Raw genomic sequence first — 12,963 nt, 5'->3', positions numbered from 1 at the left:
GACCGGCATCCTCAATACCCTCCGACGATAGGCAAGATCTCGCCGGTGATGTAGCTCGAGCATTGCGGTGAGGCGAGGAAAACATAGGCGGGCGCAATCTCCTCCGGTTGGGCCGGGCGCTTCATCGGCGTGCCGGAGCCGAACTCAGCGACCTTTTCGGGCTCCTTGTCGCTTGGATTGAGCGGTGACCACACAGGCCCTGGGGCGACGCAGTTCACGCGGATGCCTTTGGGGATGAGCTGCGATGCGAGAGACTTTGTGAAGGCGTGGATGCCGCCCTTGGTCATTGAGTAATCGAGCAGTGTCTTTTCGCCGTCGAAGCCGGTGACAGAGCCGGTGTTGATGATTGCCGAGCCGTTCTTGAGGTGCGGGACGGCGGCGCGGGCCATATGGAAATAGCCGTAGAGATTGGTTTTCAACGTCTCATCGAAATGATCCTCGGTCAGATCGACGATGTCGTAGGTATGGACCTGGAATGCCGAATTGTTCACCAGGACATCAAGCTTTCCAAACTCGGAAACTGTTCGTTCGACGGCTTCGCGGCAGAAGCCGGACTCCTTCACGTCGCCCTTGATCACCAGGCAGCGGCGACCTTCCTTCTCGACGGCGGCCGCCGTCTCCTCGGCGTCGGCATCTTCGTCAAGATGGACGATCGCGATATCGGCACCCTCACGGGCAAACAGAACCGCCACGGATCGCCCGATACCGCTATCGCCACCGGTGATCAGCGCTACCTTGTCCTTCAGCTTGGCCGAACCGATGTAGAACGGCGCGTCATACATGGTCGCCGGCACAAGGGCGGCTTCGTCACCGGGCTTGTCCTGATGCTGCTCTGGAAAGGGCGGCTCGGGGTATAGACGAGCGCCGGCCTGCATCGCACGCGGTTCGGGAGGGGCCTCCTGCTGGTCCGCCTCGGCGACCTGTTCCTGGATTTCGCGTTGCTTTGCCGCGGTAAATGCTGCGGTCATCTTCCTGTCTCCATCGTTTTGAGTAACCCAAACGGTTAGGACGCGGAATTGTTCGCAAGGTTGAGGGCATTCGAACCAACGCAAACAGTCATGATACCTGAGGAGGAACTTGTCGGCGTCCACGCGCTTATATTCGCAAGTGAATGCTATGGCTTCAGGTTTCTCTGAGAGGTTAGACGATGGCTAGGGATCAATACGAGCGCATCCAGCAAAGAGCCTATGAAATCTGGGAGAACGAAGGGCGCCCCGAAGGCGCGGCCGCCCGCCACTGGGATCAAGCGCTGGATGAAATCGCTGGCGACGATGAACACGAGACCCTCCAAGACCTGATCGACCAGGATGATCGTGAGGACGAGAAACATGCGCAACGCGATTCGCTGGAGCCTAAAGACCCCGGACGCTCCCACGACGCAACTGACCCAGCTGTCGTGTGATGAAGCCACACACTGCGGCGAACTACATGCCGTTGGCAGAGCCTTTCGTGTTCGTCCCGGAATTGAGGATTTCGGTCAGGCTTACCGGCTTCAGTCCCTTCGCGTCGACACCGACATCCAACTGGCGCGGTGCGGGCTTTAGTCGACCATGCGAGTGGCCGTGTAAATTGATCGATCCTTTGCCCATCTGATTCCACGTCCGGAATGCGTAGTGGCACAAGATCAGGTGATTGCCACCCTCTCGGATTTCGGCGTAGTGCTGGACACTTTCCCACCCCTCGGATCCGGTCGTTGTCTCCGGATCGTTATTGCCGACGATAAGATGTTTCCTCCCGTTCAGCTTTCCAAGCAAGTCGGCACAATCTCCGCCTTTCACCGACATGAAATCGCCGAGATGCCAGACTTCGTCATCCTGCCCGACGACGGCATTCCAGTTCTCGATGAGTGCAGCATCATGCGATGCCATGTCCGGAAACGGACGACGGTCGATGCGCAGGACGCGAGTGTCGCCAAAATGTGTGTCGCCTGTGAAGAAGATCACGGGCCTTTACCCGAACTGGCGTGCCGCAGCGTAACCGCACGCACTCGCCGCGGCGGTCAGGACGGTGCCCCAAACCAGATCAACGATCGTCAGCGGAACCGGCCAAGCCTTCAGGGTCGACAGGTTGGTCATGTCGTAGGTGCCATATGCTGCGAGACCAAGAACCGCGCCGTAACCGAGGGTCGTCCACAACGACCCAGCTTCGAGGCCTGGACGCACCGCGAGCATTACAATGGCGATCGCAAAGAAGAGATAGAACACCGCAGCAACAGCGAAATTCGGAGACGGCAGCATCAGCTCACCGAGTTGTTCGCGATAGAAGTTCTTAGCAACGACACCGAGCCAGATCGCATCGATCAGCAGAAATGAAATCAGCGTTCCGGCGTAGGCGATACCTAGCGTCTTCATCCGTTGTGTCCTTGTACGATGAGCCTTACTGGGTGAACACGGTCGCCGCTACCTTGTTCCGCGGCCGCGTTCGCGCGGGGGCAAGGGGGCTCGAGTTCATCCTTGCTGGGCGCCTTCATCGCCCTATTTAGACAAAATGGAAAATGAAGCACTGAAGCCGAAACTCACAAAAACCGAAAAGCTCGACGCGACGACCGACGCGGCATACGAAATCATCGACAGACAGATATCGGAACGGGAAAAGAAGACAGCGGTTCTCAAACAGATGCGTCTAGCCCGAGATGCAACTGCTACGGGGCACAAATGCGTATTTTAGCGAGCTGACGTTCCGAAAGTGTCTTCATCAGTTTTTGCGCTCGATCCAGGCAGACGGACGCGCCTTCCACCACGGTCGACCGCGGTTGATTTTCCTTCAGATCGATAACCGCATTACTTCCCGCCCCTGCGATCACCGCAAAGTGGTCATTCGGACTGTAGATCGAAATCCGGTAACCGTTAAACTCACGAACCATTCTGGGCAAGCCTGCCTCCCAGACCGCTCGGCATCTTCAGGGCTTGCGGGTTCGAGGCCATGACCGCCGCCTCGGTGATCCACACCTTTCCATCGACATCCTCGCCCCTAACAATCGCGGCTGCAGCCAGGTCGCGATAGAACTCTGCGTAGCGGATTAGCCGTTGAAGAGTTTTCTCCGGAGGTGAAGCCGCAGCCTTGATCGCTTCGCATGTCACGATCACCAGCCAGACGGTCGAGCCGTCAGTGACGGCAATCTTGCCGTTCTCATGATAAAGAAACGGCGCTGGTTCGCACAGCGTGATCTCTGTTTCGTCGATCATCTCAACCTGCCTTCCGGTTCTTCAGTTCGGCAGAGACTGATTTGCGAAGTGCATCCATGATGTTGACCACGTTTGACTTCGGTTCGACCTCGTCGGCTTTTTTGCTCTTGGTCGATTTCTTCGGCTTGAGCGCCTTCGTCTTCTCGTCAATAAGCTTGAGAAGGCTCTCCTGGATCGGATCGCTGACCATGTCTGGCGACCAGCGCTTTATCTTCTGTTTTATGAGTTTCTGCACGAGCGGGACGAGGTCGGGGTCGGCCTCGTCTTCGATGTCCTCGAAATAGTTTTCTTCCGGCCGCACCTCGTCGCCGAAACGCAGGGACCATAGCACGATGCCTTCGTCGCGCGGCTCCAGAACGACTGCCTTCTCACGGCGCCCGATGACGAGCTTCGATATTCCGACGACCTTGTCTGCCTTCATCGCGTCGCGGATCACGGCAAAGGCTTCATTGCCAACCGCATCATCGGGCATCAGGTAGTGCGGCTTCTCCAGGTAGACCCACTCGATGCTGTCGGCAGGCGCGAACTTCTCGATGTCGATGGTCTTTACCGTATCGAGGGCGACGTTATCGAGGTCGTCTTCGGTCAGGATGACATAGTCGTTCTCGCCGCGCGCATAGCCCTTGGCTTCGTTGTCATCCCGCACGGGTTCGCCAGTCACGGAGTCGATGTATTGTGAGACGACGCGGTTGCCCGTCTCTTTGTTGAGGGTGTGGAAGCGAACCTTCTCAGATTCCGACGTCGCGGGGGTCATGTTCACCGGACAGGTGACGAGGGAGAGCTTGAGGTAGCCTTTCCAATAGGGACGCAGTGCCATGGTTGGTCTCCTCATGCGGACTTGCGATGCGGGGCAGTTTTCGAAGCGGCGGATTTCGATGCCGCCCCGCGCGCGGCGCGCTGCCTAAGTCCAGCATTGGCGTTGGCGGCAGTGCGTTTCGGCTTGTCGTTGGGAGCCTTCATCATGCCAGCGCTCTCTCGGAGAGCGGCGAGCAGGTCGTTTGGCTTGGACACCTCGACCTTCTTGGGCTTGGGCAGGGACTTGCCTTCGATCTTCGCCTTCACGAGCTCTTCGAGTGCGGCCTCATAACGGTCGTCGAAGGTGGCGGGATCGAAGTCGCCCTTCTTCGTCGAAATGATGTGCTTGGCGAGATCGAGCATCTCGCCCTCGATCTTGATCTTCGGCATCTCTTCGAACGCCTTCTTAGAAGAGCGGACCTCGTAGTCGTATTTGAGGGTGGTCGCGATCAGGCCCTTACCGTGCGGGCGGATCAGGACAGTCCGCATCCGCCGGAACAGAACTGTCCTGGCGATGGCTGCGACCTTCGTCTTCCGCATCCCGTCGCGCAGCGCCGCGAAGGCGTCCGACCCCATCTTGTCCGGCGTCAGGTAGTAAGGCTTGTCAAAATAGACATCGTCGACATCGGAGCAAGGGATGAATGCCTCTATCTCAAGCGTTTTGTTGCTTTCCGGAATGGTAGCAGCGACCTCGTCGGGATCGATGATGATGTACTGGCCGTTCTCGATCTCGAAGCCCTTGGTCTGCATCTCCTTCTCAACGAGCTCTTCGGTCTCGCTGTCGATGAAGACGCGGTTGACCCGGTTTCCGGTCGCCTTGTTGATCGTGTTGAACGTGATGCGGTCTGATGTTGATGCCGCGGTATGGAGCGCGACACCTGCCGATACCTCGCCGAACTTGATGAACCCCTTCCACTGGGCACGCTGACCTGCCATCGAACTCTCCATACCGAACGCAACTTTGGCGATTCAACCGAATCAGCACGCGAATCGTTCCGGCGCGAAAAGCGACTCTTTTTCAATGACTTGATTCAAACTTCCACTGCAACCAGAAGATTCGGAGCAAGGCGCTGGAATCGATGCATCTTTTCATCCGCTCGCGAGTTATTGGCGTACCGCAACCGCTGGAGAGTCCCATGACCAAACGTGAGCTCATCGATACAGGTAACGACAAACGCTACGTCCGCCGCGACGAAGAAGGCAAGTTCAAGGAGTCCGTCGATGTCGGCCGCTCCCTGTCCGCCGACAAGCGTCACGACGCGAAACATGACGCCAAGCCGGGTGAGGGCGATAGGGGCGATCACAAGCGCAAGTGAAGATCGCGACCTACAACGTTAATGGCGTCAACGGTCGCCTTGAAGTCCTGCTTCGGTGGCTGCACGAGGCTGAGCCGGATGTCGTCGTCCTCCAGGAACTGAAGGCGCCGGATGCAAAGTTCCCTGCCAAAGCCATCGAAGCCGCCGGCTACGATGCGGTTTGGCATGGCCAGAAGTCATGGAACGGCGTCGCCATCCTTTCCCGCGGTCAGGAGCCGCACCTGACGCGAAAAGGGCTTCCTGGAGAGCCGGAGGATGAGCAAAGTCGTTACATCGAAGCGATCGTCAACGGCGTGGTGATTGGCGGCCTCTATCTGCCAAACGGCAATCCTTATCCCGGGCCGAAGTTCGACTACAAGCTGCGATGGTTTCAGCGCCTGCACGACTACGCGGCCGAATTGCTGGAGCTCAAGGTGCCGGTCGTGCTGGTCGGTGACTATAACGTCATGCCGACAGAGCTGGATGTCTACAAACCCGAACGCTGGACGGACGATGCGCTCTTTCGTCTGGAAGTGCGCGAAGCGTTTCGCAATTTGGTGGGCCTTGGTTGGACGGACGCGCTACGCGCACTGCATCCCGGGGAACGCATCTACACGTTCTGGGATTATTTCAGGAACGCTTATGCGCGCGATGCCGGACTGAGGCTCGATCATTTTCTGCTTAGCCCCGACCTTGCCGCGCGACTGAAAACGGCTGAGGTCGACAAGCATGTACGCGGCTGGGAGCACACGAGCGACCATGCGCCGGTCTGGATCGAGGTATCCGACAAACCGATCAAACGGAGGAGACTGAAAAATGGATGACTGGCGAGAAGAGTTTCGAAACGGTCTTGTAAACTTGGTTGATCAGGCGGTTGTCTCCGGCGCGCGACAGGCGGATGTTTTCCAAGCTGCGGTCGAGGAGATCGAACGGCTTCGGGTTGCCGATGATCGTGACCCGGACCCGGCAGACGACGCAACGGAAGGCGCAATAGAGGAACCGGCCAATGACTGGCCGGCCGCTGCGACGTAAGGGCTTGGACGGGCCTCTCCCTCCAGAGTTGTACTCGTCTAACAGGCGGTTTCATAAGTAGGCAGAGAATCCCGGACGCGCCTCTGAGTTGACGAGATGCGGCCGGTCGCCCGAGACGATTCTTCAATCCAGCAGGCCCCTTTCGTTGAAAGCATCAAACTTCCGCAGATCCCCCCGTATGCGTCCCTGCCACTGCGCAACGAACGCTTTGGTCTCCTTCGCATCAAGATGTGCGCTCAGCGCCATCTGGTCGTTCCAGCGTTCCGCGATCAGCAGCCTGCCGTCTTGGGATCGTCTATGGCGGCATCGTAGGAGATGTTTCCAGGCCGCTGTCTCGTCACGATCGCAAGATCCTTCAGTTCGGCAAGAAATTGCGTAAGTCGGATGGATCGATGTGCATGCATCCCGTGACAATCAGCATCATGCTTGCCTTCCTGTTGAGCCCTCAGTGGCTGGCTGAGATCCTGTCGTCTGATGTCATCAAGCCGCTCTGAGGACGATCTTGCCTTGAATGCTCCCTTGCGAAGCGCGCTGATGGGCAGCAGCTGCTTCAGCCATCGGAAACGTGCTGTCGATGACGACACGAATTGTGCCGTCGTCGAGAAGGCTACCGATTTCCGCGAGTTGGGTGCCGTTTGAGCGAACCTGTGTGGATGAGACGATAACCCCGCGCTTTGTGGCCTCCTCCTGGCCGGAAAAGCCCAAAGGATTGACGAGGAAGAGAGCCCCACCCGGCTTGATGACCCTTAAGAAGCGTTCGATGTTGGGGCCTCCAACGGAATCCATGACCAGATCGAAATCCTTTCCGACTGCTTCGATGGAAGACTTGGTGTAGTCGATGAACTGGCTTGCGCCGAGTTCGCGAAGAAGCGTCTCGTGCTTCCCAGAGGCGACCGCGGTGACAATGGCACCCTTCCATTTCGCAACCTGAACTGCCAGGTGGCCGACGCCCCCTCCCGCGCCATTGATCAGGACACGTTTGCCCTCAAGCGGGATCGGGGCATGCGGAAATGGCTGAAAGGGATTTGGTGCGTCATGGCCCAACTCCACGAGAAACTGCCAGGCGGTAAGAGCCGACATCGGCGCACCGGATGCTTGGAGATGATCGATCCCTAACGGCTTCTTTGCGAGTTCTGATTCTGGCACGCTGACGTATTCTGCGTAAGCACCGCTCCCTTTCATAACGTCCTCGGGGAAGCGGACCATGGCGTAGACCTCGTCGCCCACGCTGAATTGCGTGACCAGCTCGCCCTTTGCCGCGACGACCCCAGACACGTCGGTGCCAAGGATCAGCGGAAAGGTGGCGTTGGGCCGCCATTCGGGAGGCAATGCTCGATAACCGTGACGCAAGTAGAGGTCCGGTGGATTGAGGCTTGCTGCGTGGACACGGACCAGTACTTCGCCACTCGCTGGTGCCGGTCGAGGAGCGTCCTCATAAACTAAAACATCGGGGCCACCAAATTCGTGCAGCCGGACTGCTTTCATCAGCTCAGTCATTGTAACCTCCGTCTCTGAATTTTGTTGTCTGCAAGAAAATAAGGAATGGCGTCGATATTGATAATCGGGCTGGAGTTCCGTTTAGTAGTTCCATGACGGAACAAATCGCTTTGGACAGGTTGACGGGTCTCATCGCTTTCGCGAAGGCTGGATCTCTGGGAAGCTACACAGCTGCAGCCCGATCGCTGTCCATTTCTCCGTCAGCCGTCAGCAAGAGCGTTCAGAGACTTGAACAACGCCTCGGGGTTTCCCTTTTCACTCGCACGACGCGCTCATTGACGCTGACCACCGAGGGGCGGGAACTGCATGAGCGAGCGCTTCGCCTTCTGCGCGACGCCGAAGATATCGAGCAAGTCGCAAAGGCCGCCCGCGCGGCGCCCTCCGGCAACTTAAAAATAGCCGCGTCACTTCCGATTGGTCTACATGTCATCGCTCCGACCCTTGCGGAGTTCAGGAAGCGGTACCCAAGCGTTACGATTGACTTGCGTCTCAGTGATCACATGATCGACCTTATCGCTGAGGGGATCGATTTGGCGATCCGCATCGGCGAACTCGACGACTCGCGTCTCCTGTCGCGGCGTTTATCGCCGCATCGACTGTGCTGCTACGCATCGCCGGAATATCTGGCTGAACATGGTACTCCGGGGCATCCGGACGAATTGGTGGAGCATGAGACTGTCAATCTGCGGTACAAAAGCACGGGCCAGCTTTTTCGATGGCCGTTCCGGGTTGGAGAACGCGAGGTCGAAATCGTTCCGTCATCGGGTATCATCGTCGATGCAAGCGAAGGTGTGATCACCGCAGTCGCCGCCGGCGCGGGGATTGGAATGGCCGCAAGTTTTGCCGCGACTTCCTGGGTCAAGCGCGCGCAGTTGACACAGATCCTTTCGGAGTTTGCGGTGGAGAGACACAACATCACTGCGGTCTGGCCCCAAAGCCGACGCACCAATCCGGCTGTTCGTGCCTTTCTTCAAATCTTAATTGGCGCGACCTAGGGCGCGGGCCGATCTGGGCGAAGCCGGGCGATGTCACTTTAACTTGACATCGGAATGCCGGGGGACGTTTGGCCTTGGGGATTGCTCTCAGGACGTGGTTCCGGCCGCAGCTTTCCACTCTGCGGTCGCCTGGATGCGGTGAGCGCGGTTTTGCAATGCGGAGCGGGGTGAGACGAAGAGGTTACGGACAGCGGAGAAGACGGAGATGAAGCGCCGAAGACTTCCCGGTGAACGGAGCCTTGCATCATCCGCTCGTTTTCGAAGGGGCGCATGAGAATTCTCGGCCCGGCTGTTCAAGCCTTTAGGGGATCGGTGTTCGACGTGCGGCATGACTTGCCGCCGGGCTGCTCCATAGGAGCGCAGCTTGTCAGTGATCATCCGCTTCGGTGCGATACCCTGCTTCTTCAAAAGACGGGTCAGCAATTGCCTGGCAGCCTTGGTGTGCCGGCGGTTTTGAACGATTTCGTCGAATACATACCCGTCCTGATCGACGGCCCGCCATACCCAGTTCTTCCTGCCAGCGATGGTGACGACGACCTCGTCCAAGTGCCGCACATCGTTGCCGCTGGGCCTCTTGCGGCGAAGGCGACGCGCATAATCCGCGCCGAACTTCTTTCCCCAGCGGCGGATCGTTTCATAGGAGACGGCAATGCCGCGCTCCAGCGGCAATTCCTCGACAAGGCGTAGGCTCAGCGGAAACCGAAAGTAGAGCCAAACCGCGTGGGCGATGATCTGGGGTGGGAAGCGATGGCGCTTGAACGTCGGCATACCCGCTACTCTCTGTCATTGCAGAAATAGTCTGCCGCCAATGAACTTCACCAAAATCACTATCTATGTGTACGGCGGTCCAAATCCTTTCAAGGCGAGGCCAACAAGGACGCTCTGATCTTTATGGAATCACGCTGCAATATCCGCGACGTTGCTCTCGTTCGTCCTCAGCATCGCCTCACGGATTTGCTGCCGCAACCAAGCACAGCCCAGATCGCTGTCCATGTGGAGCGGCCAAACCATTGCCACGGGTGGGAAAGAAAGTGCCAGTGGCACCGGGCTGACCTCAAGTCCCAATAGCGGCCCATAACGAAGCGCGATGCGCGAAGATACGGTTGCAATCACTGCAGATGAACGCGCGGTGGCCAATATCGACATGAAATCGGGAGCTGCCGCGACGACTTCCAGTTCTGCACCTGCATGCTCCAGCGCATCCTTGACGCAGCCATGCAGACTATCAGTCTGCGAAATCACCGCGTGTTGTGCGGCCATATAAGCATCAAGATTGACCGGATTGCAAAGCTTCAGCAATCGGGGATTGAAACAGCACAATACGCTGGACTGATATAGCGGTTCGCTATGGTGACGTGAATCTGGGAGATAGCTGCACCCCACAGACAGATCAATGACGCCTCCGTCGAGCATCGCATCGACCTCTGCCGCATCACCGCCGCGAGCCAGAATTCGGATCCCCGGTGCGATATCCCGCAACCGTGCGGTCAGATCGGGCAGCAATAGCAGTTCCACCTCGCTGGAAAGCCCCAGCCGGAATGTGCGTTGCTCGGTGGCCGGATCGAATGCATCCGCCATCAACACGGCCGCCTGCGCCTGCCGCAGAGCCTGCCGTACCGGGCCCGACAAATTGAGCGCCCGTGCGGTGGGCTTCATCACCTGACCGACACGGATGAAAAGCTCATCGTGAAACAGCGTGCGCAGGGTCGCTATGTTGTGGCTCATCGCAGGCTGCTGAATTTTCAGCCGCTGGGCCGCACGGGTGACGCTCATCTCTTCCATCATTGCATCGAACGCTACGAGAAGATTGAGGTCGAATGATCGAAGATTGAAGTGATCGATGACTTTCATGAGTTGTATCGATTTGATTGCTGACTGAAGTATCCTTAGCTGATGGGCCGGAACTTGCAAGCCGTTCCGGACCCTCACGTAAGGAGCAAACCCATGCCATCCCGTCGTTCCATTCTCAAAAGCGCTCTGGCCGGCCTCTTCTTCGCACCATCAATCGTCTTCGCCAAGGCACCTTTTGCCGATCTGCAGGCACCGGGTTTCTACCGGCTGAAGATCGGCTCCGTCGAGGTCACAGCCCTGTCGGACGGCACCATTTCCCTGCCGCTCGCCAGGCTCTACACCAACACTAGCGAGCAACACGCGCAAGGCGCTTTGAATGATGCCTTTCTGCCCGAACTGGTACCAACTTCGGTCAACGCGTTCCTGGTCAACACCGGCGAAAGATTAGTGCTGATCGACGCAGGCACCGGCACCTATCTGGGCCCGTCACTCGGAAAGCTCGCGTCGAACATTGAGGCGTCCGGTTACAAGCTGGATGACATCGACGACGTCGTTCTCACCCATATCCATACCGATCATTCCGGCGGCCTGATGAGCAATGGCAAGCGTACTTTCCCCAACGCCACATTACGGGTCAATGAACGCGAGGCGAAATTCTGGCTGAGTGCGGCAAACGCCAAGGCGGCGACTGGCATGGTCAAGCAGCATTTCGGCGAAGCGGATCAGTGCGTGACGCCATACGTTGAGGCCAGGAAATTCGAAACCTTCGCGGATAACGCAGCACCCGTTCAAGGTCTTGGTTCCATTCTGTACGGGGGACATACGCCGGGTCACAGCGCCATCACGCTGGAAAGCGAAGGCGAGAAGATCGTATTCTGGGGCGACATCACCCATGGCGATATTCTACAATTCGATGAACCGGGCGTCGCCATCGAATTCGATATCGACCAGAAAGCCGCCGTGGCTGCACGCGACACTGCGTTCATGCAGGCGGTGGAGGGCAAATATCTGGTGGCAGGCGCCCATATCGCCTTTCCTGGCATTGGTCATGTCCGCAAAGACAGCACAAATTTCGACTGGCTGCCCATCAACTACGGTTAAGGTCGGACTGTCGGCTGTCATCCGGCCAAATAGGCGGATCCGTGAAGAGGCTCCTCACCAGCCTCTTCTTCCATAGCGAACGAACGTCGTTTTCGCTGCGGGTCTCGCCACTCTGACCTTCTGGAGCCAGGTGCCCATTCTCAGCAATCTGCGCCGCCTTGGCCTGGTTCGGCCGGCCGAATCAGCGAATAGCCGGGCACTAACCGCGTCCAACCCCACGCACAAAACCCATGGTGCCCTGGCGAGACAGCTAGGAAGACGTCGGTTTGTATGCACGAACGTGGTCAATCAGCGCGCGCAGCTTCGGGGCCATATTCCGGCGATTTGGGAAGTAGAGAAAGAACCCTGGAAATGGCGGCAGATAGTCTTCCAACGCCATGACCAACTCGCCACGATCGATGTACGAACGAAACGTCTCCTCCAGCGCAAATGTGATACCGAAGCCGGCGAGCGCTGTCCGGACCATTAGATTTAGATCGTTTGTAGTGATTTGCGGCTCGACGGCGACGTCGAAAGGTATGCCATTCTCCTCGAACTCCCATCGGTAAGGCGCAGCACTTGGAGAGGGGCGCCAACCGATACAGCGATGAAGCACGAGTTCCCGAGGATGGCGAGGCATTCCGTGGACCTCAAAATATCGCGGCGTTGCGATGACCACTTCTCTCTCTTGTTTGGTCAGTGGCACGGCGACCATATCCTGCTCGATAACATCACCCAACCGGACCCCCGCATCGTATCCGGCGGCTACGATGTCGAAGACGTCGTCAGTCACGGTGACGTCTATCGTGATGCCCGGATGGGCTTCAGCGAAGGACGCGATCAGCGGGCCGGAAAGAAATTGTTCCGCAATCGATGTAACGGCGATCCGCAGTAAGCCGCTGGGTCTGGCGTCACCTGCCACGTTCTCGAAGGCGGATCTCACCTCGGCCATTGGCTGACACAAGGTTTCATGGAAGCGTCTGCCCGCCTCGGTGAGCCTCACGCTGCGCGTCGTGCGGCTGACGAGCGCGATGCCGCAAATATCCTCGAGCCGTCTTATTCCCTGGCTAACCGCCGAGCGTGTGACGCCGAGGCGGTCAGCGGCCGCCCTGAAATTTCCCTCCTCGGCGACCGCCAGAAACACCGGCAGCAAGTTTAAATCGATTGTCATTGTCGCATCTCGCTAACCAATCACGTTAGCGAAAAGGGGATACAGGCGACAATCGAATTTGTCTACCTATTGCCCGTGGCCGACCAGTCAACCTGCGGCTGGCAGGCAAGAACAACCGATCA

At 57.9% G+C, this 12,963-nt stretch carries 16 protein-coding genes; 6 read left to right on the top strand and 10 right to left on the bottom strand.

Going from position 1 to position 12,963, the window contains the following annotated elements; all coding sequences use genetic code 11:
* Positions 1 to 11: 11 nt before the first annotated feature.
* Positions 12 to 968 (bottom strand): SDR family oxidoreductase, encoded by a 957-nt coding sequence (locus GQ59_RS28640; protein WP_037087964.1) that lies wholly within the window; start codon positions 966 to 968, stop codon positions 12 to 14.
* Between the two features lie 179 nt (positions 969 to 1,147).
* Between GQ59_RS28640 and GQ59_RS28635 the strand changes: the two genes are divergently transcribed.
* On the top strand, positions 1,148 to 1,402 hold the full coding sequence (locus tag GQ59_RS28635; protein WP_037087963.1) for a DUF2934 domain-containing protein: 255 nt from the start codon (positions 1,148 to 1,150) through the stop codon (positions 1,400 to 1,402).
* 22 nt (positions 1,403 to 1,424) lie between these two features.
* On the opposite strand, the gene GQ59_RS28630 is transcribed toward GQ59_RS28635, so the two are convergent.
* From GQ59_RS28630 to ku (GQ59_RS28605), 5 genes are all read right to left on the bottom strand, one after another.
* Positions 1,425 to 1,943, bottom strand: a complete 519-nt coding sequence (locus tag GQ59_RS28630) for a hydrolase (RefSeq protein WP_037087961.1) — start codon at positions 1,941 to 1,943, stop codon at positions 1,425 to 1,427.
* Between the two features lie 6 nt (positions 1,944 to 1,949).
* Positions 1,950 to 2,351, bottom strand: a complete 402-nt coding sequence (locus GQ59_RS28625) for a DUF2177 family protein (protein ID WP_037087959.1) — start codon at positions 2,349 to 2,351, stop codon at positions 1,950 to 1,952.
* Between the two features lie 501 nt (positions 2,352 to 2,852).
* A complete protein-coding gene (locus GQ59_RS28615) occupies positions 2,853 to 3,185 on the bottom strand; it encodes a hypothetical protein (protein WP_037087956.1) in 333 nt (110 codons plus the stop codon).
* 1 nt (position 3,186) lies between these two features.
* Positions 3,187 to 4,002: a non-homologous end joining protein Ku gene (gene ku / locus GQ59_RS28610; protein WP_037087955.1), complete on the bottom strand. Its 816-nt coding sequence runs from the start codon at positions 4,000 to 4,002 to the stop codon at positions 3,187 to 3,189.
* An 11-nt stretch (positions 4,003 to 4,013) separates the two neighbouring features.
* Entirely contained in the window at positions 4,014 to 4,916 is a 903-nt protein-coding gene (ku, locus tag GQ59_RS28605) for a non-homologous end joining protein Ku (RefSeq protein ID WP_037087953.1), read from the bottom strand.
* Positions 4,917 to 5,116: 200 nt separating this feature from the next.
* Between ku (GQ59_RS28605) and GQ59_RS28600 the strand changes: the two genes are divergently transcribed.
* Genes GQ59_RS28600 through GQ59_RS28590 form a run of 3 tightly spaced genes read left to right on the top strand, consistent with a single transcriptional unit; the run spans position 5,117 to position 6,307 of the window.
* Entirely contained in the window at positions 5,117 to 5,296 is a 180-nt protein-coding gene (locus GQ59_RS28600) for a hypothetical protein (RefSeq protein ID WP_037087951.1), read from the top strand.
* Positions 5,293 to 6,099: an exodeoxyribonuclease III gene (xth, locus tag GQ59_RS28595; RefSeq protein WP_037087950.1), complete on the top strand. Its 807-nt coding sequence runs from the start codon at positions 5,293 to 5,295 to the stop codon at positions 6,097 to 6,099. The genes GQ59_RS28600 and xth overlap by 4 nt, the downstream gene beginning before the upstream one ends.
* On the top strand, positions 6,092 to 6,307 hold the full coding sequence (locus GQ59_RS28590; protein WP_037087947.1) for a hypothetical protein: 216 nt from the start codon (positions 6,092 to 6,094) through the stop codon (positions 6,305 to 6,307). The genes xth and GQ59_RS28590 overlap by 8 nt, the downstream gene beginning before the upstream one ends.
* A 480-nt stretch (positions 6,308 to 6,787) precedes the next feature.
* On the opposite strand, the gene GQ59_RS28580 is transcribed toward GQ59_RS28590, so the two are convergent.
* Positions 6,788 to 7,804 carry an NADP-dependent oxidoreductase gene (locus GQ59_RS28580; RefSeq protein ID WP_037087945.1) on the bottom strand — a complete coding sequence of 339 codons (1,017 nt, stop codon included), beginning with the start codon at positions 7,802 to 7,804 and terminating at the stop codon, positions 6,788 to 6,790.
* A gap of 92 nt (positions 7,805 to 7,896) precedes the next feature.
* Here GQ59_RS28580 and GQ59_RS28575 point away from each other — a divergent pair, with 92 nt between their 5' ends.
* A complete protein-coding gene (locus GQ59_RS28575; protein ID WP_152564486.1) occupies positions 7,897 to 8,799 on the top strand; it encodes a LysR family transcriptional regulator in 903 nt (300 codons plus the stop codon).
* Between the two features lie 87 nt (positions 8,800 to 8,886).
* Here GQ59_RS28575 and GQ59_RS28570 read toward each other — a convergent pair whose 3' ends face one another.
* Positions 8,887 to 9,567: an IS6 family transposase gene (locus tag GQ59_RS28570; RefSeq protein WP_037087942.1), complete on the bottom strand. Its 681-nt coding sequence runs from the start codon at positions 9,565 to 9,567 to the stop codon at positions 8,887 to 8,889.
* Between the two features lie 129 nt (positions 9,568 to 9,696).
* Positions 9,697 to 10,650 (bottom strand): LysR family transcriptional regulator, encoded by a 954-nt coding sequence (locus GQ59_RS28565; protein ID WP_037087939.1) that lies wholly within the window; start codon positions 10,648 to 10,650, stop codon positions 9,697 to 9,699.
* A 93-nt stretch (positions 10,651 to 10,743) separates the two neighbouring features.
* Between GQ59_RS28565 and GQ59_RS28560 the strand changes: the two genes are divergently transcribed.
* A complete protein-coding gene (locus GQ59_RS28560; protein ID WP_037087938.1) occupies positions 10,744 to 11,691 on the top strand; it encodes an MBL fold metallo-hydrolase in 948 nt (315 codons plus the stop codon).
* 250 nt (positions 11,692 to 11,941) lie between these two features.
* Here the strand turns inward: GQ59_RS28560 and GQ59_RS28555 are convergent, their stop codons facing one another.
* Positions 11,942 to 12,841, bottom strand: coding sequence for a LysR family transcriptional regulator (locus tag GQ59_RS28555; RefSeq protein WP_037087936.1), 900 nt, complete (start codon positions 12,839 to 12,841; stop codon positions 11,942 to 11,944).
* Between the last annotated feature and the right edge of the window lie 122 nt (positions 12,842 to 12,963).

The sequence above is a fragment of the Neorhizobium vignae genome (assembly GCF_000732195.1).
Taxonomy (GTDB): domain Bacteria; phylum Pseudomonadota; class Alphaproteobacteria; order Rhizobiales; family Rhizobiaceae; genus Neorhizobium; species Neorhizobium vignae.
This window is presented reverse-complemented; position numbering and strand designations above follow the sequence as displayed.